Raw genomic sequence first — 26,234 nt, 5'->3', positions numbered from 1 at the left:
CTTTTTAGAAAATGCGTTAGAGCTTTTTAACTTCATGGGAAAGGTTGTATAAAAGGATGAAAAATCTATTTGAAGGAAAAAAAGATTTAAATAAATATGTTACTTCTATTTCGATATATGGAGCTGAGTTTCGAGTTTATTATTGGGGAGGATGGCAGCGTCATTTTGGCACAAAAGCGCATGTACACAGTTTTTTTGAGGTGTCTTATGTACTTGGCGGAACTGGAGAATACCAGGAAAGGGATGTTAGTTACCCGCTGGCTCCGCACTCTCTTATTTTGACGCGGCCTAATCAGGAACATAAAATATCCAGTGTACAAGGAATGTATTATTTATATTTTGCATTTGAATTAAAAGAAAGTGATTCAGCTAAGAAATGGAGACATTATATACAAGATTTGCAGCAAGAGGTGCAGCCTGTCATCCATTCGCAAGAAGAAGCGATACATGCTTATTTATGGAAAGCACTCTATCAGTCTGCGATAGAAGTAGAACATAGATGGAAAGAAGATATGCTTAAACAGCTTGCTTCTAATTTACTGCCTGCTATATTCGACTCCTTTTACCCATTACCTGAACAGGAATCCAGTTTAAAAGATAATGATGATGATTTTGATGAAAGAAAAATTTTAGTTTATCGAGTTAATCTTTATATAAAGGACAATCTGCAAAAAAATCTTAAAATATCAGAGGTCGCAGATGACTTCTATGTTTCGAAGCGCCATTTGTCCCGGTTGATCAGAGAGGAGACGGGCAAGACATTTACAGAGATTTTACAGGAAGAGCGTCTGAGTTTAGCTACGGAATATTTACGAGGAACCAAGATGTCGATTAAAGATATCGCTACGGCTTGTGGATTTTCCAGCCTGCATTATTTTACAAAAGTATTTACGCAGATTATACGAACTCCTCCAGCGAAATATAGAAAGATATATCAAGGGACGGTGGAATCTGAATTTAAGGAAAGCTAAATAAGGTAAATACAAAATCTTCCCTAAAACAATATATACATGTATTAAAAAACTCTTTCCTAATATAAAAGCTGGGAAAGAGTTTTTTAATGAAATGAATGCTTCAAATATATTTTGATTTAAAAAAAGCTGTCCTATATTTCTTTTGTATATGGAAGAAATAATTAACGATTTTCTTTTTACCGGCGAAATACATCCTACCAATGCCAAATATTTCTTTACTAAGTCTGAACTGCCCTCCCCAGCCATGTCCTGAAAATGCAAAAAAATGGCTGAATTATGCAAATACAATTTAAATATCTTTCTCTATAATATACCAATAGATATGATTACTTCATGGGTATATTTTGATTATTTATTAATTATTTTTGAAATAGTAATCGATTTCAAAAAATGTAATATACGCTGTACAAAAGGAATGCATCACTTATCATTGGAAAGCTATGATTATTTCTGTTTCTATAAGTCTTTAAAAACAGAAGGGTATCCATTTGTTTGTGAGTAGAGCGAGCTTCATTCTTCTATAAAAAGAAAACGCATTCAATATGTTGAATAAGTGATGCTTCTAAAAAGTAATCGGTATGTTAATCCAATAAAGGAAGGGCAGGTAACTTTTATGGTTTTAAGAATAGGTGTTATCGGAACAGGAGCAATTGGGCAGGATCATATTCATAGAATTACACACTCTCTGACAGGAGGAGAGATTGTCGCTGTAACCGATGTAAATAGTGAACAGGCACATGCGGTTGTGGAACGCGAAAGTCTGCAGGCGAAAGTGTACGATAATGGTCATGATTTGATTCAAGCGGATGAAGTAGATGCAACCATTGTCACATCTTGGGGGCCAACTCACGAAGAGTTTGTGTTAGCTTCGATTGCAGTTGGAAAACCTGTATTTTGTGAAAAGCCGCTTGCGACAACAGCGGAGGGGTGTAAGCGAATCGTAGAAGCTGAAATGGAATATGGGAAACAGCTGGTGCAGGTAGGTTTTATGAGACGGTATGATAAAGGATATCGTACATTGAAACAGGCTGTCGATAATAACAAGGTTGGTGAACCGTTGATGCTGCATTGTGCACACAGAGCACCTTCTGTTACGAATTTTAGCGGTGATATGGCAATTACGGATTCGTTTGTGCATGAAATTGATGTGTTGAGATGGCTGATTCAGGATGATTATGTTTCTACACAGGTTATCCAGCCAAGAAGAACAACCCTTGCTGAAGAAGGGTTGCAAGACCCGATTATTATATTATTAGAAACGAAAAAAGGAATACGAATCGATACGGAGATTTTTGTTAATTGTCAATATGGATATGATATCCAATGTCAGGTTGTCGGGGAGACGGGCATAGCTAATTTGCCGGAACCGCCTAGCCTTCAAATGCGCAGTCAAGCCAAGCTTTCCACTGATATTCTAGTAAATTGGAAAGAACGCTTTATCGAAGCATATGATGTTGAATTACAAGAGTGGATCAATTCTACGGTCAACGGTGAGGTGCATGGTCCGTCAGCATGGGATGGTTATGTTGTAGCAGTGACAACGGATGCAAGTATTGAAGCGAAACAAACAGGAAAAATCGTTCCAATAGAAATGCCTGAACAGCCAGCTTTTTATCAAGAGGCTAAAGCAGAACATACTGTTTAAAGGTGATGAAACAAAAATAGTATCAGACAAACTTTTTAAAGGAGATGAATAGAATGCGTTTAGCTTATGATCCATCACATTATCGTGATAATACGAACTTAAGGGATACGATTGAGAATGTTGCCCGGTTAGGTTATGAGTATGTGGAGCTTTCCCCGCGGGAGGATTTTATCTGGTTCAATCAATATCCGAAAGTCGATAAGCAGTTAATCAAAGATTTAAAGAGATATTGCTCCGATGCCGGCGTGAAAATTTCATCGGTACTTCCTGTTCAACAATGGTCTTCTCCCGTAGAAGAAGTAAGAGAAGCAGCAGTTAGAAATTGGAAGCGTTGTATCGAAATTACCTCTGAATTAGGTGTCGATTTGATGAATACAGAATTTGCTGGAGATAAAACACGTCCGACAGACAGTGAAGCAGCGTTCGTGAAATCAATGGATAAATTGATGCCTCTTTTTGAAAAAGAAGGAATCAGGTTAAATATCCAATCGCATCCACATGATTTTATTGAACTGAATACGGAAGCAGTCCGGATGATTCGTGCATTAGATAAAGATTGGATCAAGCTGGTCTATTCTGTCCCGCATGCTTTCTTCTATGATGATGGGATTGGAGATGTAGAACAGCATCTAGAGGAGGCAGGCGACTTGCTTGACCATGTACTCATTGCAGACACGCTGAATCATAAAGCCGCGTTTGGACTGCGTTATATTATCAATCCTCCCGGTGCAAATGTAACGATTCATCAGCACTTAAATCCTGGCGAGGGTGAAATCAATTTTGATGCATTATATAAGAAATTAAGAGAAATGAAGTTTGCTGGTATCGTGACAAATGCAGTATTTGCTTATCCGGATCGACCGGAGTGGTCCAATGAATTAACGTTGAAATCTATTAAAGAAGGCCTAAACCTTTAACTATTTAAAACTGCTGGGCAGAAAATTATGCATCGTTAAAAATGTAATTTCAGAATCTGTCAGAAACGCGAATATTTTCTTACGCAAAACAATAGAAACGAAGGAACTTGGTTAGTTTCGAAGTAATTGTTAAGTATGAAAGACGGTACATTAAAACAGCTAGAATTAGTCTGACACGATACAAAAGGAGGGAGAATCGGATAGTTATGTTAAATAATAATCGTTCATATATTGTATTTGTTGCAATGGTAGCTTCTTTAGGGGGACTTCTTTTCGGTTATGATACGGCTGTTATTGCTGGGGCAGAGCAATCTATACAATTGTATCTGATTGATAGCCTGGGGTTGGGGTCGTTAGTTCATGGATTTACAGTATCCAGTGCATTGATAGGATGTATTTTAGGTGCATTACTTTCTGGGTTATTATCCAATAAAATAGGACGGCGTAATACACTGGTTATTGCAGCTATATTATTCTTTCTATCAGCATTGGGTTCAGCTTATCCGGAATTAATCTTCTTCACAATGGGTGAGCCGAGTCATGCATTATTGGCTACTTTTAATTTTTATAGAATAATTGGCGGCGTCGGGGTTGGATTAGCTTCAGCGATAGCCCCAGTTTATATTAGTGAAATGAGCCCTGCGAATATTAGAGGGAAGATGGTAATTATCTATAATATGGCTGTTGTATTTGGCCAAACCGTTGTATATATTGTCAACTGGGGAATTGCTAATGGTCAAACCGCGGCATGGATAAATGATACAGGCTGGCGGCTTATGTTTGCTTCCGAACTAATTCCAGCAGCGCTTTTCTTTATTCTACTATTATTTATTCCAGAAACACCTAGGTATCTGGCTTTAAATCATGACTATGATAAAGCTTATAATATATTGGAGAAATTAAATGGTTCTAAGCAAACTGCAAGGGAAACACTTCAAGATATAAAAACATCGTTAGAAACGAAAACGGAAAAGGTTGGACTATTATATTACGGTAAACGCGTTTTAATTGTTGGGATGACAATTGCGATGTTGTGTCAGTTTATAGGTATAAATATCATTCTGTATTATGCGCCGCGTATTTTTGAAAGCCTTGGTGTGGGTCAATCAACAGCAATGCTGCAAACAATACTTGTTGGAGCTATAGGTATTGTCGTTTCATTTATTGCTATCTGGCTTATTGAAAGACAAGGAAGAAAATTTTTGTTGATGTTTGGTGCTGCGGGATGTGCCATTTGCTTAAGTGCAGTAGCTATCCTTTTCTTTGTAGGAATCGAAGGAGTCAGTACATTAATATTTATTCTAGGGTTTGTTGCTATATTCCAGATGACTTGGGGACCTGTTGCCTGGGTAATGGTTTCAGAGATTTTTCCTAATAAAATCAGAGGACAGGCTGTTGCGATTGCAGTAATGTTATTATGGACTGCTAACTGGATAGCTTCTACTACATTCCCGCCGTTAAATGATATGTTTGGTCCTGGAGCATTTCTAATTTATGGGCTGATAAGTACGTTTGCTTTCTTCTTCATGTGGAAATTTGTTCCTGAGACGAAGAATAAATCGTTAGAAGAAATCGAAGAAATATGGACTGGTAAGAAAAGTGATGACTTAAAAAATAAAATAAATTAAATATTAAAAATTTATAAAAAGTATAGGAGAGTGTAAAAATGATCAATGGAGAAAATAAGATTACTAGACCATTACGCTGGGGAATGGTTGGCGGCGGAAGAACAGGACAAGTAGGGTACAAACATCGTACAGGCGCATTAAGAGATAAGACATATGATTTAGTTGCTGGAGCTTTTGATATTAACGCAGAACGAGGAAAAGATTTTGGAGTGAATCTGGGAGTGGATAGTGATCGCTGCTATCCGGACTACCAGACAATGTTTGCTGAAGAATCTAATCTGGATGATGGGATAGAAGTTATCTCTATTGCAACACCAAATGGCACGCATTATGAAATTACCATGGCAGCTTTGAATGCCGGTCTTCATGTAATTTGTGAAAAGCCGTTAGTTTTTACTACAAAAGAAGCAGTGGAAATCAAACAATTGGCGGAAGAAAAAGGTTTAATTGTTGGAGTAACTTATGGTTTTTCAGGAAATGTCATGCTCCTGCAAATGCGTGCCATGATTGAACAGGGGAAAATTGGAGACATTCATTTAGTAGATTTACAGTATACACATGGTTATGCTGCGACCGTTGATGGAGATAAGAAGAATGCAGCGCAAAAATGGCGTGTTGATCCAAAAATTGCCGGGCCAAGCTTTGTTCTCGGGGATCTTTCCACGCATACGTACTACATGTCACAGTTGATTATGCCGGAAATGAAAATCAAAAAGCTATTATGTGACCGCCAAAGCTTTGTAGGAAGCCGCTACCCATTAGAAGATAACGCTTATGTATTAATGCATTATGAGAATGGTGCAGTTGGAAGAATGTGGACATCTGCTGTGGATGCAGGATGTATGGATGGCCAGCGCATCCGCATTGTTGGTTCGAAAGCGAGTTTAGAGTGGTGGGATAGTAAACCCAATGAATTGCGTTATGAGGTACAAGGGGAACCAATCCAAACATTGGTGAGGGGAACAGAATATCTAGATGAGTTAACGAGCGAATATGAACGTTTAGGCACCCTGCATCAAGAAGGATTATCCGATGCCTGGGCAAATATTTATCTAAGAATTGCCGTAGCTATTGACGCAAAAAACCGTGGCGATGAAGCAACATTAGATAAACTTATTTACCCTGATATTGATGCTGGTATTGCTGGTGTTCAGTGGATTGAAAATTGTGTGCGTTCCGCTGATAATGGGTCTGTTTGGGTTGAATATGAAACAGAAGAAAGTGTACATGCATAATTAATAATAGTCATGAAAAATGAAGAAGCGCATACGAGTAATAGATTTTCATTTGAGTTAGAAAGATGAAGTATCGCATTTACCTTATGCGACAAGCTGTTTAGGCTATTTTAACTTAAAAAAATATTAGATAATGCATAGTGATACAGGAATGGATGCTGATGAAACGGGAAGCAGGTGGCTGGTTACCTGCTTCCCGTTTCCATTTGAAAGGGGATAATAGATAATGATGAAATTAGCGTTATGTACGGATGTGTTGGGCGATTTATCTTTTACGGATATGTTGGACAAGGTGAAGGAGTATGGAATAGAAGCAGTAGAAATGACTGCAGGCGGCTGGTCTCCTTGTCCGCATGTTCCTACAAATGAATTATTGGAAGATGAAAAGAAATTAGAGGAATTTAAACGGGAATTAAAGCAACGCAATATTGAAATTGCAGCATTGAATTGCTCTGGTAATCCTCTTTGCCCTGGAGAATTAGGAGAAAAGCATACGAAAACAGCATATCAGACGGTTGAGTTAGCTGAAAAGCTTGGTGTGAAAAAAATTGTAATGATGAGCGGGTTGCCTGGTGGCGGTCCGGAAGATAAATTCCCCAATTGGATTACTTCTACTGTTTCGTGGCCTGAATACATGCCTTCTGTATTAGAATATCAATGGAATGAAGTTGCTATTCCCTGGTGGAAGGAATTTGCCGACTATGCTCAAAAGCATGGAATAGAGAAGATTGCATTAGAAGCATTCCCCAGCCAATTAGTTTATAGTGCTTCCACTTTGTTAAAATTAAGGGAAGCGGTTGGAGATATCATTGGGATTAACTTGGATCCTTCCCACTTATTTATCATGGGTGCTGATCCAATTGCAGCTATTCGTCCGCTAGAAGGAGCTATTTATCATGTTCATGGAAAGGATGCCCGGATTGAGAGCAGATTAGCTGATGTAAATGGTCTATTAGAATCGCTTCCGGTAACAGCAACAAAGGACAGAACCTGGAATTATGTAGCCGTGGGCTGTGGTCATGATCAGCAATGGTGGAAGGAATTTTTCTCTAATCTAAGTATGGTAGGCTATGAAGGGTATGTTTCATTGGAAATGGAAGATTTAACGATGAGTGTGGATGCTGGTCTGCGTACGTCAATTGATTCTTTGGAAGCAACATTAATAAAATAAAAATTATGTACGTTTACTAAAGTTGGATAAACATGCCATTCAAGACCTGCAAAATAGTATAGGTATCTGATTACAATCAAAAGAGCTGATTCTTAGAAATCGAGTTGAAAAACTGGATGGATAAGACAGCTTTTTACACGTTAGAAAAGCATTCCTGTGATGAAGTGGAATGGGGGTTGGAAAAAAAGGCCATTGATATGATATAAGGTAACCACACCGATTAGCAAAAAATGAGCCTTTAAAATAACTAAAGTAAGTATTTATGAATTATAAAAAAGGAAAAGATATATTTTTAAAAAATCACCAAATTTATTAGTGGTCTGCAAACTATTAAAATCCATATGGAAAGTAGGCTATCCATGACAAAAGCAATGAACAGGAACAAAAATTTATTTATGCTGGTATCGTTTTTATTATGGTTTCCGCAATTTATGTATGTTCCAACCTTATCTCCGTATATGGAGCATACAGAAATTCCATATTCCTTTATCGGAATTATTCTGGGAAGTTACGGATTGGCCCAATTATTATTCAGACTGCCAATTGGGATAACATCCGACATGATAAAACTGCGAAAACCATTTATCCTGTTTGGTATGTTCATCAGCATGCTCAGCTGTTTTATATTTCTAACGATGGATGGGGCTGGATGGTTATTGTTTGCACGTGCGCTGGCCGGACTTGCAGCTGCATCATGGGTTGCTTTTACCGTTTTATATCCTATTTATTTTTCAGAGAATAAGGTTCATGTAGCAATGGGAAGTATTTCTTTTATTGTCGTGCTGGCTCAATTTCTTGGAATGAGCTTTAGCGGCTATATTGTTGAGGAATGGGGATGGAAGGCACCATTTTGGATTGGCAGTGTGTTCAGTGTGATTGGATGGGGGCTGGCTTTCTTTATTTATGAACCAAAAAATAAGAAAGTCTCCGAGCCCATTAAGCTAAAGGGATTAATACATATTATCCGCGAACCGTCGCTATTAAAAGTGTCTCTGTTATCCATATTGGCTCATAGTATTATTTTCTCGACTATGTTTGGCTTTACATCAACTTTTGCGTTACAGACAGGTTTTGAAGCGAGTGAGATTACCTGGATTGTAGCTGCTTTTATGGTACCGCATGCGATTGCAACGCTTTTTATGGGGAACGTGATTATTCCTCGCTTAGGAGAGGGGAAGTCCTTGGTGGCTGCCTTTTTGCTGGTGACGATAGCTACCTTGCTTATTCCGTTCGCACAGCTGAAGAGTATCTTTCTGGTTATCCAGGGATTGCAGGGCTTTTCCTTAGGAATGATTTTTCCACTGCTGCTGGGGATGTCTATCCAATCGATTAAACCTGCCAAAAGAGCAACAGCCATGGGGGCGTATCAATCTATCTACGCAATAGGTATATTTGTTGGTCCATTTTTATCAGGAATGGTTAATTCCCAGTTTGGTATCGCATCTGGATTCTATTTTGCTGGCGGATTAGGGATGATAGCGACGCTGCTTGTCGCTATTTGGTATAGGGGAAAGATATTTACTCGTCTTTTACTAAAAAATAAAAATACAAAGAAACATCATGCGATTTAAGATCACTAGTGCTATATGATTGGAGGCGGAAGGAATCATGACAATAAACATTTCAGGTGCGCCATGCTGCTGGGGCGTAGATGATCCTAAGAACCCTTACCTTCCAGATTGGAAAGACGTTTTAAAAGAAGCGCATCTGGCCGGATTTACAGGGGTTGAGACAGGTCCGTACGGTTATTTACCCCTTGATACAAGTGTTTTAAAAGAAGAACTGGAAAAAAATGAACTTACGATTGTAGCAGGGACTATCTTTGATGATCTTGTCTCCGAGGCCAATCTGCCTAATCTGCTTCAACAAGTAGAGGCTATTTGTTCTTTAATCACGCAGATGCCGCAAGAACAAGCGGGAGACAATCAAAAGTTTAAGACACCTTATCTGATTGTGATTGATTGGGGCCATGATGAAAGAGATTATGCAGCAGGCCACCCTGATCAGGCGCAGAGATTATCAAATAAGGCATGGGGTAATATGATCTCTCATATTACCCAAATTGCAAAGAAAGCTGCGCAAGAATACGGTGTTCGTGCAGTGGTGCATCCACATGCCGGTGGGTACATTGAATTTTCGGATGAAATATTGAAACTGACAGAGGACATTCCGTATGAAGTAGCCGGTCTTTGTTTAGATACAGGACATTTACTTTATTCAAAAATGGATCCGATAGAATGGCTGGAAAAGCTTTATCATCGTGTAGACTATATTCATTTTAAAGACATTGATATAGATGTCTACCGACAAGTCATGAATAAAAAAATCCGTTTTTTTGATGCCTGTGCGGAAAATGTAATGTGTCCTATAGGTGAAGGTGTTATTGATTATAAAGAAATATATGAGTTATTAGCTGTAAAATTAAAATATGAAGGGTTTATCACGATCGAGCAGGAGCGTGATCCTCGAAATGCAGGCAGCAGTTTAGCCGATGTGAAAAAAAGTGTCGCATTTTTAGAAGAGCTTGGGTTTAATAAATAAGTTCAAGCTTTCCAATGTAATTGTAATAAAGCGTATGAATAAGGCCACCCAGCCCAGCTTTATACGCTTTTTACAGTAATTTATCACACCGTGTCAAATTACTTTACACTTCTTCATTTTCTCATAGATTTTTAGATGATATTCATGTAAAATAAATACAATTACTGTAATTGTATTTTTGTGAAAAAACAGACAATTGAAAAGGGGGAGATGTGGAAGTGGAAAGCATACAGGCAATAGTGGATACGGTTAATGGTATCGTCTGGGGGCCGATTACGCTCGTACTGATTGTAGGAACGGGAATATTTTTAACATTGCGTCTGGGATTTTTACAAGTAAGAGATTTACCTTATGCGCTTAAATTAACATTCTCTAAAAGTAAAAATAAAGACAAAAACGAAAAAGGAGATATTTCTCATTTCCAATCATTGATGATTGCTATGGCGGCGACACTGGGAATTGGTAATATGACTGGAGTTGCTTCAGCTGTGCTCCTTGGCGGTGTTGGTGCGCTATTTTGGATGTGGCTGGCGGCATTTTTTGGGATGGCCACAAAATATGGTGAAGCTATCTTAGCTGTTAAATACCGTACCGTCAATCATAAAGGGGAAATATCAGGCGGTCCAATGTATTATATTGAAAAGGGATTGGGCTGGAAATGGTTAGCTGTTTTGTTTGCGCTGTTTGGCTTTTTAGCATCCTTTGGAATTGGAAATATGACGCAATCGAATACTGTTGCCGGTTCCTTACAAGCTACTTTTAATATTAACCCATGGGTTACGGGAATCATCTTGATGGCGCTCACTGCATTAGTTTTGCTTGGCGGAGTGAGAGGCATTGGAAGAGTAACTGCTATCTTTGTCCCATTTCTGGCTTTGTTTTATATAGCTGGCGGACTGATTATTGTTATTTTAAATATTACGGAAGTTCCTGCGGCGTTTGCAGTTATTTTTGAGGCTGCATTTAATCCGGAAGCTGTCGGCGGGGGAGCTATCGGTTTAGCGATTCGATACGGGATTGCCCGCGGGGTGTTCTCCAATGAAGCGGGTCTTGGTTCAGCGCCAATTGCGGCAGCGGCAGCGAAGACGGATTATCCAGGGCGGCAGGCGTTAGTATCGATGACAGGAACATTTCTGGATACGATCGTGGTTTGTACGATTACCGGACTTGTTGTGGTGATGAGCGGGCTGCATTTGCAATTTGGAGCAGATGCAGCACCTGTCATTACAGGAGAAGCTTTTGACTTTTTCTTGCCTGGATTAGGTAATTATATTGTTGTATTCGGCCTTATTTTCTTTGCTTATTCCACTATTCTGGGCTGGTCCTATTATGGGGAGAAATGCTTCGGTTATATTTTTGGAGATCGAAATACAATCTATTATAAAATCATTTTCTGTCTGGTTATCCTGTTTGGTGCGGTTCAATCTGTGCAGTTAGTATGGGATCTTGCGGATATATTCAATGGATTAATGGCAGTGCCCAACTTGATTGCGCTCTGTTTATTATCCGGCGTGATTGTATCTGAAACAAATAAATTTAGAGAAGTACGGAGAAAGGAAAAAGAGGAGGAGAGGAAGCAGAAGCTGGCTGGTTAATGATTGCTGTAATAAATGATAAAGTTACAGTAATTTTCTATCGGACATATAAAGGAAATAATTGAGGGGAAATCAATTCGTATAAAAAGTGACTTCTTTGCATCCATGGAAGTCACTTTTTAGGTTTCTCAATAATTGAATTTAATTGCAGCTATAGGATTTATTCGTTCTAAAAGGTTGTCTTCAGGATTTCCAAATAATATCACTTCTCCAGTAACAAGAGTCCCGTTTACAAGAGGACAGCTATGTAAGCCAAGCTGAGCTGTTCTTTTTAATCTGTTTTATTTATTATAAAATACCTTTAGAAATAATAGATGCTCCTATCCTCATATAACAGGAGTATCTCAGTAAAAGTTATTCTTTTTATTTTATTATACCGTTGTATATCCTATATTATTTCACCAAATTTCACCTGAAAACATATTAAAATAGGCGGATATATCTTTTTTTATATACAAACAAATCTCATGATTTTAAAAGATAAATTAGAATAATTTGCATATTATAATTTTATATGTTTAAATAGATTCTACTTTAAGTTATTTTTCCTACAGTTCTCTATAGATGTGGCTGATGAAAATAACATTGTGAATTTTAACGTATTTTTCAATCATACAAGTTCATTTATAGAATCAAAAATTTCATATTTCTATAATCACTAGGGGAGCGATTTTTATCGCTGAGAAAGGAAACTTGACTCTTATAACCTGATTTAGTTAAGACTAACGTAGGGAAGTGATGACTTACTTAAGTAGATAATAATCTAGTTATGTATTCATTTCCCATTCATCTGTATTCGTTGAATGGGTTTTTTAATGCTTATGTCATAAATTCAATAAAAGAGATACCAATTTAATAAGAATGTAGGGGGACCAGTGTTGCTGGTTGAGATACTATCCGTAAGATATAGACCCTTAGAACCTGATCTGGTTGAGACCAGCGTAGGGAACATGCAAAGTAATTTCTATCATAAGGAAATGTATGTACCCTGGGCTTCATGTCTGGGGTATTTTTTATTTGGAAGGAGGGATGCATTTTCGATTAGCTGATGATTGCTTTTAAGACATAATAATACACTCTTTGTTAGAAAGAAGGTAGAGAACGAAGGATGAGAGAACAAAATAAAAAAATAGCTCTTCAGTTTCAAAACGTAAATTTCTATTACAAAAATGATGCAGGGAAAATTCCTATATTAAAAAATATGAATCTTTCTATTGCGGATGGTGAATTTGTAAGCATTATCGGTGCAAGTGGGTCCGGCAAGTCGACAATTTTCCGTCTAATTGTCGGATTGGAGGAACTGAAAAGCGGAACTATCTATTTAAACGAGGATCCAGTAACCAATCGTTCTGGAAAAGTTGGTTATATGCCTCAACAGGATTTATTGATGCCATGGCGGACTGTTCAACAAAATGCAGCTCTTCCATTGGAACTGCAAAAGGAAAATCATCTCGATAGAAGAACTGTTCAAAACTTGCTGGAGGCCTTTGGGTTAAAAGGATACGAGAATAAATACCCTCATGAATTATCTGGGGGGATGCGGCAACGGGTTTCCTTTTTAAGAGCCACGTTATCCGGATCTAATGTGTTGTTGTTGGACGAACCTTTTTCAGCCTTAGATGCAATGACCAGGTTATATATGCAGGAATGGTTATTAGAACAATGGGAACAACAGCAATCTACTATTTTGTTTATAACACATGATATTTCAGAAGCATTATTTTTGTCTGACCGCATTTTCGTCATTACGGATACCCCATTTACAACATTAAAAGAAATTAAAGTACCTTTAGAACGTCCAAGACGACAATACGATTTAGATAAAGAGGAAGTGACGGAGCTAAAAAATGATTTACTAGATCAGTTTCGGATGAGGGTGTAATGCATGAAAAATTATCTTTATTCTATTATTTTAATCACAATCTTTTTGCTTATATGGGAAGCGGGAGCGGGGTTTGTCGCTACATCATTTATTTTGCCAGCGCCAACCGAAATCGTGAAGAAGCTATGGGAATTAAAAACAGAGCTCTTGTTGCATCATCTTCCTATGACGCTTGCTGTTATTATCATTGGTCTTGGGATTTCATTGGTACTGGGAGTTGCTTTAGCAATAAGCATGAATCTATCTAAAACATTACAACAAGCGATTTATCCTATTTTAATTGCATCACAAACTATTCCTATTATTGCATTGGCGCCCATTTTTGTACTTTGGTTCGGTTATTCCATCTGGAGTAAAGTTATCGTTACAATTATCATTACCTTTTTTCCAATTACCGTCAGTACTTTCGATGGTTTTCGATCAACAAGTAAAGAGCTGAAAGAATTATTTCAAACATTAGGTGCATCTAAAAGTGCTCTTTTTTTCAAATTAGAAGTCCCATCCGCACTGCCTTCTTTTTTTTCAGGGCTAAAAGTAGCGGTGCCAATGAGCGTGATTGGAGCGGCAATTGGAGAGTGGCTGGGTGCACAAGCTGGTTTAGGGTATTTTAGTCGTCGGATGATGACACAGTTTAATGGAGCGGGTGTATTTGCTCCGATTGTCCTTCTTTCTTTGATTGGAATTTTATTGTTTATTACTGTTGTTTTATTAGAAAAATATATATTGAAATGGAGAAGATCTTAATATGAAAAAATTATCAATAATAGTTGGTATTCTAATAATCTTTATTAGTTTAAGTGCTTGTGGAAATGAAAAGGAAGAATCTATAGCAGAGGATAATAAAAACGTAAAAGAAACAAATACCGTTTCTATTATGCTTGATTGGTACCCGAATGCTGTACATAGTTATCTATACGTAGCAGAAGAGAAAGGGTATTTTGAAGAAGAGGGAATCGATGTTGATATTCAATTTCCAGCAAATCCGACAGATCCGCTGTCACTTGCAGCTTCAGGCAATGTGACGATGGGATTATATTACCAGCCTGATGTGATTGCAGCAAGAGCAAATGAAAATATCCCTGTTAAATCCGTGGCTGCTATTGTTCGGGAGCCATTAAATCACATTGTTTACCATTCCGATGATCCGGTAAATTCTCCGAAAGATTTAGAAGGGAAGCAGGTAGGGTATCCTGGAATTCCTGTTAATGAAGCAATTGTTCAAACAATTGTTGAACATGACGGTGGAGATTATGAAAAAGTAGATATGCTGAATGTGGAATTTGAATTGGGTTCTTCTCTTATTTCTGAGCAGGTTGATGCTGTAAGTGGTATGTATGTAAACCATGAAGTGCCAGTTCTGCGCAGTGAAGGCTATGATATTGATTTTATTAATCCAGTAGATTACGGGGTTCCTCACTTTTATGAAATTGTCGCTGTTACCAGTGACGAGACATGGGAAGAGGAACAGAAAAATATTGAAGCATTTTGGCGGGCTGCACGAAAAGGATATGATTTCATGATTGAAAATGAAGAAGAGGCACTGCAAATCCTGCTTGATCACCAGGATGAAGGAAACTTTCCCTTAGAAAAAGAAATAGAAACAGAAAGCTTGTCTATTCTCTTACCAAAAATGGAATCAGAGCAAGGTTTTGGATCACAAGAAAAAGCTTCATGGGAAGAAACAGCAAAATGGTTAAAGGAATATGGAGTAATTAAAGAAATTCCAAACATCGATGATATATTTATCAATATTGAATAATAATATCCTAAATGGCAATAGGAAATGTAACACTTTATATGAAGTCATTATATAGGGCTGGAATGGAATTTCTTGATAAGGTTGCCTAGATTACCTCATCAAAAAATTCTGCGAAAAGGTATTTTCAGTCAATTTTCGAACTGCGTAATGTACGGTATTAGAATATACGTTCATTGTGTGTCCTTTTTTTGACGAATCTCCTAATTAGCCCATTATGCCGACGATGATCAACGCTTTTTCCGTGCAGTTTTTTATGGTTTCGGTGTTTTTCTTTTTATTGGAACGATGAAAATATCAATTTTCGCTGGCTTCTTCAAGGATATGCAGCTCCTGATCATTCGACCAGCTTACAATGTCCAAGCCGCTGTAGACGCAGAATTTATCGTGGGAATAGATGTCTTTTCCGATCGTAACGACACAGCTACGTTGATTCCGATGCTTCAATATTTAAAGGAAAACCTCCCTTTCACGTATCGTCATATTGTTGCGGATTCTGGATATGAAAGCGAAGAAAATTATGTCTATTTAAAGAAGCAAAAGCAGACGGGCTATACCAAGCTGCAAAATCATGAACGCAAGAAAAAAGCTTCTTTCAAAAAAGGATATCAAACATCGGGAAAACATGGCTTACGACAAAAATACAGATACCCTACACCTGTGCCAATGATCGGAAGTTACAAGTCATTAGAAACTATACACGAACTTCACAGACAGGCTACGAATCTCAAGTAACGGTCTACGAATGTGAAGACTGTTCCGATTGTCCGCTTAAAGAAAAATGTACGAAAGCGAAAGGGAATTGTCAACTGCATGTAGCTAAGGAATTTCTGGCTTACCGAGAAACAGCACAAGAAAATATTCTAACAGAAGCAGGCAAGCTGTACCGTATGAATCGTTCCCATTCAGGTGGAAGGAACATTCGGCATACTGAAGGAAGATTATCAACTGAAGAAGTTTCGTACGAGAGGAACAGGCAATGTACAAAATGAGCTTTTGATTCTAGCATTTGGTTATAATTTCAATAAAATATATAAGAAAATCCAAGCTAATCGCCTGGATCTTTATTATCACCCATTAAAGACAGCTTAAAAATTATTAAAAGGCGAAGCTTATTTAAGTACGTCAAAAAAACGAACAATTTTCTTTTTACCGCCAAAAATAAGATAGCGAATCTCAAAAGGAGCTGTCGCAAAATGCGTATCATGCATTTTGCGACAGCTCCAATTTAAAAGTTAAAGTCATCTCATATTAACGAAGCTCACTCAATTCAACCGTACGATTCTCTTTCCAGGAAAGTTTCGCAGCTTTTGCTAACAGCTCAGCCTGTAGCCCGTCCTCGAATTTTGCCACGACGGGTTTATCTTCTAAAATAGATTGGGCAAAATCATGGATTTCCGCGATGTATCCTTCATTATAACGCTCAAGGAAGAAATACATTGGCTTGTCCTCGGTAACCGCAGCATTTGTGCTTACTTTTACATTGGTCGGCTTCTGATTTTCTACCTGGACCATGCCGTTATTGCCGAATACTTCGATACGCTGGTCATAGCCGTATACTGCTTGGCGGCTGTTATCAATTACTCCCAGAGAATCATCTGCAAAGGTGAGGGTGATAATGGCTGTATCTACATCATCATTGCGTGAAAAACGATCATCTACCAGAGAAGACGCTTTTACGGTAATGTTTTTCACATCTTGACCGGATAAGTAACGAATCATATCGAAATCATGGATCGCCATATCGATAAATAGGCCGCCGGAGCGTTTTACATATTCTTCTGGCGGAGCTTCCGGATCACGGGAAGTGATTTTAATAACATGCGGTGTACCAATATCACCATTGCGGACAACATCATGTGCTTTTCTGAAATGTGTATCGAAACGGCGGTTAAAACCTACTTGGAATTTGACGCCTGTTTCTTTAATCACTTCCAAGGTTTCTTTTGTTTTTTCAATATCAAAGCTGATTGGCTTTTCGCAGAAAATATGCTTGTTATTCTTTGCTGCTTTTGTAATAAAATCAATATGGGTATCCGTGCTTGAGCAGATAAAAACAGCATCGATTTCTGGGTCATTAAGAATATCATCTGCATTCTGTGTGATAACAGGAACAGCCTTTAAATAATCGATATCCTTCAAGTGATCGGTGTATACATCAGAAATTGCTTTTAACTGGTATTTATCGGATAGCAGAATATTTTTAGCATGCAGCTGTCCGATACGTCCAGCGCCAATGATGCCTACAACTACTTTTGTCATTGTCATTCCTCCAAGTCTGTAACTGTCTATGTGAAGCGACAGTTGTTCTGATAATATGGACTTATGCTTTATTGGAAGAACCAAATAAACGCATTTTTTCTATTACTACTCTTTCAATTGCATTCATCCCTGTTGTCATAATTTCCGGGATCTTATGGGAATCTGGATGCTGCTCCAGGTAGTCACGTACTGCTTTTGTCCATGCTTGATTGCATTCGGTATTTACATTGATTTTGGCATGCCCGTATTCAATGGCTTTTACAATTTGGTGGGCAGGAATACCAGAACCGCCATGCAGAGCCAGAGGAACCTCATTCAGGTTGTCAGAGATTTCCTGCATTAAATCAAATGCCAGCTTTGGTTCACCCTGATAAACGCCATGAACCGATCCAAGCGCGGCTGCAAGCAGATCTACTCCGGTTTCTTCTACAAGCCGATAACACTCGTTTGGGTCCGCGTATTTGATGCCTGAAGTGATGCCATCCTCTGTACCGCCAACAGAACCGATTTCTGCTTCCACAGAGACATGCTGTTTATTTGCATAGTCGACAACCTCTTTGGTGTTGGCGATATTTTCTTCCAAAGGCAGCTTCGAGCCATCATACATAACAGAGCTGTAGCCTGCATCAACAGCTTCTTTACAGCGTTCTACCGATAAACCATGGTCGAGGTGCAGAACGACAGGTACGGTAATTCCCATTTCTTCTACCATTTTTTTGGTAGTGGCAGCAATCAATTTAAATCCGCCAAGGTAGTCTACGATACGATCCGTGGAAGCTAAAATAACGGGAGATTTTTCTTTTTCTGCTGCGCGTAATGTGGCTTCTGCCCATTGAAAGGTATTGATATTAAATTGGCCGACAGCATACTGGTTTTTCTTTGCTTCAGGCATCAGCTCTTTTAATGATACAAATGTCATTCTTTCACCTCCATTCTTTTTATAATTAAATATGCCGTACATTTCATGAAGAGGTTCACTCTAACATACTGCTTTTAAAGTGAACATCCTCATTTAGTTTGTGACTTTTTCGTTCAATACGTTTTCGTTAATATACTTGCGGGCCTTTAAAGCATATTCAAGCGGATGCGCAATTTCCGGATCCTGCTCTGCTTCAATCACAATCCAGCCCTGGTAGTTATTTTCCAGCAGCTTGTCATATACTTTTTTAAAGTCGATACCGCCATCGCCAGGTACCGTAAACATTCCGGCAAGAAAGGCAGAGCGGAAGGATAGACCGTCCTTTTCGCTCGTTTTCATGATATTGTCCCGAATATCTTTAAAATGCAAATGTTTAATCCGGTCGATGTGCTTCTCTAATAACGGCATGTATGCTTTATCAGAGGCGTAAATGTGACCTGTATCGTAAAGCAAGTGAACCAGTCCCGGGTCGGTATTTTTCATCAAGCGGTCGACTTCTGCCAACGTCTGTACGCCGGTTCCGAGATGGTGATGATATACAAGCTTTAAGCCGTAACTGTCAGCGACTTCGCCGAGTACGTTCAAGCCTTCTGTAAGCTGATTCCATTCTTCATCTGAAAAAGTGGGCTTATCAGCAAAAACATTTTTAGGTAAGCCTTGAATACTGTAGGTTTGTTCGGATACAACAGCAACCGCAGCATCCACTTCTTTTAAATAAGCGCAGTGCTCACGGAATGCTTCCGATGCTTTCTCCACGCCATCTTGAATAATAAAACTGGAGAACCATTGTCCGGCAATCTTTAAGTTGCGGAGCTTTATTTCTTTTTTTAATGTTTTCGCATCAGGGAAGAAACCGCCGACTTCTGTGCCTTCAAATCCGGCAACAACGATATCGCTCAATAGATGCGATAGGGTATTGTCTTTTCCGATTTCCGGCATATCGTCATTTCGCCAGCCGATTGGTGCTATTCCCCAATGGATATCCTGTTTTCCCATCATTCATCACATCCAGCTTCCATTAATATTGTCTTGCATTATCGAGAATTTGTTGTCTTTCTGCGGCAGCTTTTTGTACACTTTCCTTTTCGGAAACTTCTGCTACTCCAACATTCCACCAGCTACCATCGTAGCCGTCTGTCATTGTTTTTGGCAGCACTTTTATTTCAATCAGCGTGGATACCGTTTGTTTTTTAGCATCTTCCACAGCTGCTGTTAAATCTTTTAGGTTATTGACAGAATAGGTTTTTAAGCCATATCCTTCTCCGATTTTAGCGTAATCAATGTTCATGATTTCGTTATTCGCATTACGGAATTCTGTTCCTGTGCTTCCATTTCCGTGATCCATTTGTAAGTTATTGATGCATCCAAACCCGGAATTATCGAATAGCAGCAGGTTGATTTTTTTATCATATTGAAGAGCTGTTACAATTTCAGAGTGAAGCATTAAGAAGCTTCCGTCTCCTACAACTGCATACGATTCCTGTTCAGGCTTCGCTAATTTAGCTCCCAGTGCTCCTGCGATTTCGTATCCCATACAAGAGTAGCCATATTCTAAATGGAACGTGTTTGCCACATTGGCATTCCAAATCCGCTGCATATCTCCTGGCAGTGATCCTGCGGAAGAAATCACAATAGCATCGCTGTCAACCACATCATTGACTCTAATTAATGCTTCCGTTTGTGTTAATTCTGTTTTTAGCGCATCTGCATAATCATTTAAAATCTCTTGATTGAAATGATCCGCGATTTCAGGTTTAAAATCATTGCGATTGAATTCTGTTGCAGCTAAGCGATTGCGCTCATTTTCCCACTCTTGTTTCAGGGAAGCTGTTTCTTCTCCATAGCTTGATTGGTAATCGCCAATATTTTTATTGATTGATTGCAATGCTGCTTTGGCGTCAGCCACCACTTGGAAACCGTCAAATTTATAAGCCTGCCCGCGGTTTACATTGATATTTAAAAATGTTGTCTTGTCAAAGTCAAACAACGTTCTGGATGACGTTGTGAAATCTGTATATCTTGTACCGATTCCGATAATCAAGTCGGCGTTCATCACTGCTTTGTTCGCAGCGGAGGTACCTAAAATACCATTTCCGCCAAGATTATTCGGATGAGTAAACTCCACGGTTGATTTCCCGGCATGTGTTTCTACGATGGGAATATTTGCTTTTTCAGACAGTGCTACTAATTCCTCTCTTGCCTCTGAATATTTAGCACCGCCGCCGACTAACAGTACCGGGCGTTTGCTTTGTTTAATGGCTGCAATTGCTCCGTCTAATTCACGCTGCGTCGGTAATTTACGGTCTACATAGTGAACGCGTTTATTGAAAAAGTTGACTGGATAATCATATGCCATCGCTTCTACATCCTGAGGTAAGCAAATCGTTGCTGGTCCAGTTGTTGCCGGATTCGTTAATACTTCAAATGCTCGGATTAACGCACTCATCAACTGTTCCGGACGATCAATACGGTCCCAATATCTTGAAACAGCTTTGAATGCTTCGTTGGTTGTTAAATCTGTACTGTGTTCATGCTCTAATTGCTGCAGTACAGGGTCGGGCTGTCTGGTGGCAAATGTATCTGCCGGTAAGAATAGCACCGGGATATTATTTGCAAAAGCAGTTCCAGCTGCTGTTACCATATTCGCTGAGCCTGGTCCTGCAGATGCGGACACAGCAAAAATCTTTTGACGGAGATTTTGTCTGGCAAAAGCTGTTGCTGCATGTGCCATTCCTTGTTCATTCTTTCCTTGATAGCTTTTTAGACGTCCAGGATTATTTTCAAGTGCTTCTCCTAAGCCTAAAACATTTCCATGGCCATAAATATGGAAAACACCTTCTACAAAAGGCGTTTCTACGCCGTCTACAGAAATATATTGCTGATTCAAAAACTTTACCAATGCTTGTGCAGTAGTTAAACGGATTTTTTCACCCATTTTATTCAACCTACCTTTCGTATCTAAATTTAAGAACGCTCGCGAATAAGCTGTTCAATTTCTTCTACAGTCGGCATCGCTTCGGAAGAACTGTGCTTGCTGACAACGATGGAAGCAGATGCACTGCCGAATTTCAATGCAGTTTCATAGTCTTTTCCTGTAACAAGTGCGTAAAGAAATGCAGATGCATAGGAATCGCCTGCGCCAAATGTTTTTAACACTTTTGTTTTGTATGCCTGTCCGCGGTGAACGGTACCATCTGGCTCATAGGCATAGGAACCGTCGACACCATGCTTGATGACAACAAGCTCGGTATTATGCTGGAATAAGTGCTGGACTGTTTTTTCATTGTCGCCTTCTGAATCCAGGTTTTCCATCACATCGTATTCGTCACGCGTACCGATAACGACATCGGAAAGCTCTGCAACGAGAGAGTAATATACTGCTGTTTCCTCAGCAGATTTCCATGTATATGGACGGTGATCTAATTCAAAGATAACTTTGACATCATTCTTTTTTGCATATTGAACTGCTTGCAATACCGCTTCACGAGAAGGGCTCTGTGCCAGTGCGGTACCGGAAACAAGAAGGATTTTCGCTTTTTTTATATAATCTTCGCTTACTTCGGTGGAATCTAAATAAAGATCCGCTACTTGATCACGATACATTAAAATGCTGCATTCTTCCGGGCTTAGAATTTCTGTGAAAGTAAGTCCGGATTTATGTCCTTCTGTATCGTAAACGATATGAGAGGTGTCAATCCCTTTTTCCTCCATGTATTGTTTGATAAAGTTTCCGTGCTGGTCTTCTGAGATTTTGCCGATAAATCCAGCTTTCAGCCCTAATTTTGAACTGCCAATAGCAATATTTGCCGGAGAACCGCCAACGTATTTTGTGAAAGTCATTGTTTCTTCCATCGGACGGTTGTATTCGTTTGCATTCAAGTCAATCGCAGCGCGGCCAATCGCAATAATATCGTATTCTCTATCTTGATTAAATGTAAGTGCCATGCATTTCGCTCCTTTTTCATTACGGTTTATTTTCATAGGAGAATCGCCCTCGCCTCTTTCTATAAGAATAGAGGAGAGGGGGACGATTCAAAAATGATTAGTCTCGATCAATAATCCATTCATGATCTTTTTCGTTATGGAATTTCCAGATGCGTTCCGGCCCGGCCATGACATTTAAATAGTAAGAGGCATAGCCGTCTGGCACGCCTACTGGATGGTAGCCTTTAGGAACAAGAACAACATTGGCATTTTCTACAGCCATGGTCTCATCTAAAGAACGGTCCTCTGTATATACACGCTGGAAAACAAACCCTTGCGGCGGGTCCATTTCGTGATAATAGCTTTCTTCTAAGAAGGACTCGTTTGGAAGATTGTCCTGGTCATGCTTATGCGGAGGGTAGCTGGACCAGTTAGCTGTTTCTGTAAACACTTCTACAACAAGCAAGCTGTTTGCGGAAGGATCAGAGTCCGGTAAAATATTGTGTACTTGCCGTTTATTATTATATTTTCCGCGATGCTCTACGCCGTTATCCTCTGCTTTAATCAGTTTGGTCGGCAGCTCTTTATCAGATGGAGCAAAGCATAATGCTACACGAGCTTTCGTGTTAGCTGTAATGGTAACTGTTTTATTATGGGAAACATAAACACTGTCTGTCGGTTTACGTTCAAATACGCTTTCGCGGGTACCAATATCAGAGAAGCTTCGATAGCCATCTGTGACGGTGATTTTTCCTGTTAATGCGACAACACAAAGCTCTAAGTTCGTCAGCTTTTCGTCATAGCTGGTATTTGGTTCTAAATCTACTACTTTAAAACCGACATAATGAAGGTCGGAATTTTCTTCTGTCACTTCATGAACAAGTGTTACGCCGTCTGCTAATTTGTTATTTTCAGGTTTTCTTAATAAATGACTCATAAAGAACTCCTTTCGATATGGAATGAGGCTGGGACTGGAGTAACAAGTCCAGCCTCATCTTTTATTTAAAATCTAGTAATCTGCTTTAATGCATTATGAAAAATCTGGTTCAGGGTAACGAGCGGTTACTACTTTTTTACGTGTATAGAAATCGACACTGTCTTTTCCATTTGCATGCAATGTACCGTAGAAAGAAGACTTCCATCCGGAGAATGGGAAGAATGCCATCGGTGCTGGTACACCTAAGTTGATTCCTAACATACCTGCATCGATGTTTTCACGGAAATAGCGTACAGATAATGCGCTTGTAGTGAATAGGCAAGCACCGTTAGCGAATTCAGATTGGTTAGCGAATTCCACTGCTTCTTTTAGGTTTTTCACACGTACGACAGATAACACTGGAGCAAAAATCTCATCCTTCCATATTGTCATATCTTGAGATACGCCATCAAAAATCGTTGGTCCGACAAAGTAGCCATCCTCATTTTGTTCGTTACGTCCGTCGCGAACTAACGTAGCGCCTTCTTCGATTCCTTTTTCGATATAACCCAGTGTACGTTGTTTTGCTTCGTCGCGGATAACCGGTCCTAAGAAGACACCTTCATCCAGGCCATTACCCATTTTGATGTTGTCAGATGCTTCTTTTAATTTTGCGATAAATTCATCTGCAACGGAATCTTCTACAGTTACCACCGCACAAGCCATACAGCGTTCTCCGGCAGAACCGAATGCAGCGCTGATTACTTCTTTTGTAGCTAGGTCTAAGTCAGCATCTGCTAATACCGTAGAGTGGTTTTTCGCGCCAGTTAATGCTTGAACACGTTTTAAATTCTCACTTCCGCGCTTGTATACATATTCTCCAACTGGCTTAGAGCCTACGAAGGATACTGCTTTTACAGTAGGGTGGTCTAAAATGCCATTCACCACATCATGTGCACCATTTACAATACTGAATACACCCTTAGGAAGACCGGCTTCATCCAGTAATTCTGCAAGTCTGGCTGCAAGAATAGGTGTTTTTTCTGATGGCTTTAAGATAAAGGAGTTACCTAAAGCAATTGCCATTGGGAACATCCAGCAAGGGACCATCATTGGGAAGTTAAATGGCGCAATTCCGCCGACAACTCCTACAGGGTAACGATAGTTGGTAGCTTCTACATCGGTTGCAATTGTTGCAAGAGAATCTCCCATCATTAATGTCGGTGCACCAGCAGCGAATTCTACGTTTTCAATACCGCGTCCAACTTCACCTAGTGCTTCGCTAACACTTTTTCCGTTTTCCTGGGTAATTAATTTTGCTAATTCTTCTTTATGCTCTTCTAATAGATTTTGATATTTAAATAGAATGCGGGCACGTTTGGCTACAGATACTTTTTTCCATTTTTCTTGAGCAGCCTGAGCTGCCTGCACAGCATCTTCAAAATCCTCTGGAGTAGAGATTGGCACTTGTGCTAATACTTCTTTTGTTGCTGGATTATAAACATCTTCATACTTATCTGTTTTACTTTCGACCCATTCACCATTGATAAAGTTCTTTAGTTTTTTAGACATTAGGATATGTCCTCCTTTAATATAGTAGATTTATATTTTATTCTCTGAAAAATTTAGAGAAAATAGATAACTTAGTTGAAAAATGCTAGAGGTCACCGGTTAAAAATTGTGCCTTGCCAAATCCAAAGCTCCATTCTCCGGCGCCATTCGTGACAAAGGTAATCATGACATCCTTTGGATCTACCTGACATTGCTGCTCTAACCTTTCTGTCAGAAGCTGATAAAAGTCTTTCTTCATCTTGTCCGTCCGCTGTGTACTGATGACGGTAAAAAGGATGACGTTATCACTTCTCTCAAAGCCGAGCCCGGTATCCTTCATAATCATTTCGTAGGGTTCATGCTGTGTTACAACTTGGTAACGATCACCCTCAGGGACATGAAACGCTTCCAAAACAACTTGATGCGCTGCATCCAAAATTTGTTTGATTTCCTCCGGTTCTCGACCTTTGATTAAATCAACTTTAATTAGGGGCATCTCTACACTCCTTCATTTTGATTTGCAATAACAAGCTCGACATTATAATTCTTACAATAGTCGATATACGCTTGACCAGGGCGTTGATCTGTAATCAGATAATCCAGCTGGTTCAGATTGCAATAAGTAGTTAAAGCGACTTTATCGAATTTTTGATGATCAACTAACAACAGCTTCTGCTCGATTTGTTCCGCTATATAAGATTTCAATTCGCTTTCCACAGGAATAGAGCTCGTTACGCCATTTTTGATAGAAATCGCAGTAGCAGCTAAAAATGCTTTGTTAATATTATAATTCTTTAGAATTTCCTGTGCCTGAATCGTTGTAAACGACTGCGTTCTGCGGTTAAGCGCGCCTCCCAAACTATAAACAGTAAGGTTTTCATAAGGCATCGTTCTCAGGATGAAATCAATATTATTCGTTACAATCGTGATTTGTTTGTCCTGAATATATTTAATGAGCTCTAATACGGTTGTTCCCGTATCTATAAAAATAATGTCCCCATCTTGAATATAGTTGGCAGCCTGTTCCGCAATCCTTTGTTTATTTGGCAGATTCTTTGTCTGCCGGTAAGTGAAGGAGGTTAAAGGCTTGGTGATATCTTTGTTTTGCTGTTTTTTTTCAGCAGGCTGATTAACAGCTGCTCCGCCATGAACCTTAACAATGTCACCGGTCTTACATAACTCCTGCACATCATTACGGATAGTATTTTTAGAAACTGCAAATTTATCAACGAGTTCATCATAAGAAGCTCTTTGCTTGAACGTAATATATTCTTGTAATGCAGCGATACGCTTCGATTTGATGTTGATCACCTCTTTT

Annotated in this window: 24 protein-coding genes and 2 riboswitches; of the genes, 15 read left to right on the top strand and 9 right to left on the bottom strand. The window is 39.1% G+C overall.

Going from position 1 to position 26,234, the window contains the following annotated elements; genetic code table 11:
- Positions 1-56 precede the first annotated feature (56 nt).
- From ACW0TQ_RS02340 to ACW0TQ_RS02270, 15 genes are all read left to right on the top strand, one after another.
- Positions 57-971 carry a helix-turn-helix domain-containing protein gene (locus ACW0TQ_RS02340; RefSeq protein ID WP_212928688.1) on the top strand — a complete coding sequence of 305 codons (915 nt, stop codon included), beginning with the start codon at positions 57-59 and terminating at the stop codon, positions 969-971.
- A 616-nt stretch (positions 972-1,587) separates the two neighbouring features.
- Positions 1,588-2,619, top strand: coding sequence for a bifunctional inositol 2-dehydrogenase/D-chiro-inositol 1-dehydrogenase (iolG, locus tag ACW0TQ_RS02335; RefSeq protein WP_212928687.1), 1,032 nt, complete (start codon positions 1,588-1,590; stop codon positions 2,617-2,619).
- Between the two features lie 53 nt (positions 2,620-2,672).
- The gene (locus tag ACW0TQ_RS02330) at positions 2,673-3,536 is read left to right on the top strand and encodes a sugar phosphate isomerase/epimerase family protein (RefSeq protein WP_455725303.1); all 864 of its coding nucleotides are present in this window, start codon (positions 2,673-2,675) and stop codon (positions 3,534-3,536) included.
- Between the two features lie 107 nt (positions 3,537-3,643).
- Positions 3,644-5,164, top strand: coding sequence for a sugar porter family MFS transporter (locus ACW0TQ_RS02325; protein WP_455725302.1), 1,521 nt, complete (start codon positions 3,644-3,646; stop codon positions 5,162-5,164).
- A 38-nt stretch (positions 5,165-5,202) separates the two neighbouring features.
- A complete protein-coding gene (locus ACW0TQ_RS02320; RefSeq protein WP_455725301.1) occupies positions 5,203-6,399 on the top strand; it encodes a Gfo/Idh/MocA family protein in 1,197 nt (398 codons plus the stop codon).
- A gap of 229 nt (positions 6,400-6,628) precedes the next feature.
- Positions 6,629-7,570 (top strand): sugar phosphate isomerase/epimerase family protein, encoded by a 942-nt coding sequence (locus ACW0TQ_RS02315; protein WP_193062917.1) that lies wholly within the window; start codon positions 6,629-6,631, stop codon positions 7,568-7,570.
- A gap of 359 nt (positions 7,571-7,929) precedes the next feature.
- Positions 7,930-9,141, top strand: a complete 1,212-nt coding sequence (locus ACW0TQ_RS02310) for an MFS transporter (RefSeq protein ID WP_368901557.1) — start codon at positions 7,930-7,932, stop codon at positions 9,139-9,141.
- Between the two features lie 37 nt (positions 9,142-9,178).
- Positions 9,179-10,111, top strand: a complete 933-nt coding sequence (locus ACW0TQ_RS02305) for a TIM barrel protein (RefSeq protein WP_042531699.1) — start codon at positions 9,179-9,181, stop codon at positions 10,109-10,111.
- A gap of 227 nt (positions 10,112-10,338) precedes the next feature.
- Positions 10,339-11,706 carry an alanine/glycine:cation symporter family protein gene (locus tag ACW0TQ_RS02300; protein WP_212928718.1) on the top strand — a complete coding sequence of 456 codons (1,368 nt, stop codon included), beginning with the start codon at positions 10,339-10,341 and terminating at the stop codon, positions 11,704-11,706.
- Positions 11,707-12,356: 650 nt separating this feature from the next.
- Positions 12,357-12,457, top strand: a riboswitch (TPP riboswitch).
- Between the two features lie 104 nt (positions 12,458-12,561).
- Positions 12,562-12,671: riboswitch (TPP riboswitch) on the top strand.
- A gap of 143 nt (positions 12,672-12,814) precedes the next feature.
- Positions 12,815-13,588 (top strand): ABC transporter ATP-binding protein, encoded by a 774-nt coding sequence (locus tag ACW0TQ_RS02295; protein WP_256705655.1) that lies wholly within the window; start codon positions 12,815-12,817, stop codon positions 13,586-13,588.
- A 3-nt stretch (positions 13,589-13,591) separates the two neighbouring features.
- A complete protein-coding gene (locus ACW0TQ_RS02290; RefSeq protein WP_455725300.1) occupies positions 13,592-14,332 on the top strand; it encodes an ABC transporter permease in 741 nt (246 codons plus the stop codon).
- A 1-nt stretch (position 14,333) separates the two neighbouring features.
- The gene (locus ACW0TQ_RS02285) at positions 14,334-15,347 is read left to right on the top strand and encodes an ABC transporter substrate-binding protein (RefSeq protein WP_455725299.1); all 1,014 of its coding nucleotides are present in this window, start codon (positions 14,334-14,336) and stop codon (positions 15,345-15,347) included.
- Between the two features lie 285 nt (positions 15,348-15,632).
- A complete protein-coding gene (locus tag ACW0TQ_RS02280) occupies positions 15,633-16,079 on the top strand; it encodes a transposase (RefSeq protein ID WP_341172528.1) in 447 nt (148 codons plus the stop codon).
- Positions 15,986-16,336, top strand: a complete 351-nt coding sequence (locus tag ACW0TQ_RS02275) for a transposase (protein ID WP_368901564.1) — start codon at positions 15,986-15,988, stop codon at positions 16,334-16,336. The genes ACW0TQ_RS02280 and ACW0TQ_RS02275 overlap by 94 nt, the downstream gene beginning before the upstream one ends.
- Positions 16,254-16,436 (top strand): transposase, encoded by a 183-nt coding sequence (locus ACW0TQ_RS02270; RefSeq protein ID WP_368901554.1) that lies wholly within the window; start codon positions 16,254-16,256, stop codon positions 16,434-16,436. Before ACW0TQ_RS02275 ends, ACW0TQ_RS02270 begins: the two co-directional genes overlap by 83 nt.
- A gap of 159 nt (positions 16,437-16,595) precedes the next feature.
- Here ACW0TQ_RS02270 and iolG (ACW0TQ_RS02265) read toward each other — a convergent pair whose 3' ends face one another.
- From iolG (ACW0TQ_RS02265) to ACW0TQ_RS02225, 9 genes are all read right to left on the bottom strand, one after another.
- A complete protein-coding gene (gene iolG / locus ACW0TQ_RS02265) occupies positions 16,596-17,606 on the bottom strand; it encodes an inositol 2-dehydrogenase (protein ID WP_042531747.1) in 1,011 nt (336 codons plus the stop codon).
- 61 nt (positions 17,607-17,667) lie between these two features.
- Positions 17,668-18,525 carry a class II fructose-1,6-bisphosphate aldolase gene (fba, locus tag ACW0TQ_RS02260; RefSeq protein ID WP_193062864.1) on the bottom strand — a complete coding sequence of 286 codons (858 nt, stop codon included), beginning with the start codon at positions 18,523-18,525 and terminating at the stop codon, positions 17,668-17,670.
- 93 nt (positions 18,526-18,618) lie between these two features.
- Complete coding sequence (gene iolE / locus ACW0TQ_RS02255) at positions 18,619-19,521, bottom strand: myo-inosose-2 dehydratase (protein ID WP_455725362.1); 903 nt, start codon at positions 19,519-19,521, stop codon at positions 18,619-18,621.
- A gap of 22 nt (positions 19,522-19,543) precedes the next feature.
- Positions 19,544-21,460: a 3D-(3,5/4)-trihydroxycyclohexane-1,2-dione acylhydrolase (decyclizing) gene (gene iolD, locus ACW0TQ_RS02250; RefSeq protein WP_289584972.1), complete on the bottom strand. Its 1,917-nt coding sequence runs from the start codon at positions 21,458-21,460 to the stop codon at positions 19,544-19,546.
- A gap of 29 nt (positions 21,461-21,489) precedes the next feature.
- Positions 21,490-22,470 carry a 5-dehydro-2-deoxygluconokinase gene (gene iolC, locus ACW0TQ_RS02245; RefSeq protein ID WP_289584973.1) on the bottom strand — a complete coding sequence of 327 codons (981 nt, stop codon included), beginning with the start codon at positions 22,468-22,470 and terminating at the stop codon, positions 21,490-21,492.
- A 97-nt stretch (positions 22,471-22,567) separates the two neighbouring features.
- Positions 22,568-23,386 (bottom strand): 5-deoxy-glucuronate isomerase, encoded by an 819-nt coding sequence (gene iolB, locus ACW0TQ_RS02240; protein ID WP_256705663.1) that lies wholly within the window; start codon positions 23,384-23,386, stop codon positions 22,568-22,570.
- Between the two features lie 93 nt (positions 23,387-23,479).
- Positions 23,480-24,937 carry a CoA-acylating methylmalonate-semialdehyde dehydrogenase gene (locus ACW0TQ_RS02235; RefSeq protein ID WP_042531759.1) on the bottom strand — a complete coding sequence of 486 codons (1,458 nt, stop codon included), beginning with the start codon at positions 24,935-24,937 and terminating at the stop codon, positions 23,480-23,482.
- An 85-nt stretch (positions 24,938-25,022) separates the two neighbouring features.
- Positions 25,023-25,412: a tautomerase family protein gene (locus ACW0TQ_RS02230; protein ID WP_042531760.1), complete on the bottom strand. Its 390-nt coding sequence runs from the start codon at positions 25,410-25,412 to the stop codon at positions 25,023-25,025.
- 2 nt (positions 25,413-25,414) lie between these two features.
- On the bottom strand, positions 25,415-26,227 hold the full coding sequence (locus tag ACW0TQ_RS02225; protein WP_256705664.1) for a DeoR/GlpR family DNA-binding transcription regulator: 813 nt from the start codon (positions 26,225-26,227) through the stop codon (positions 25,415-25,417).
- Positions 26,228-26,234: the final 7 nt, after the last annotated feature.

The organism is Oceanobacillus sp. M60 (assembly GCF_053839645.1).
Note: the sequence above shows the minus strand (reverse complement) of the source record. Positions and strands in the feature narration are given on the sequence as shown.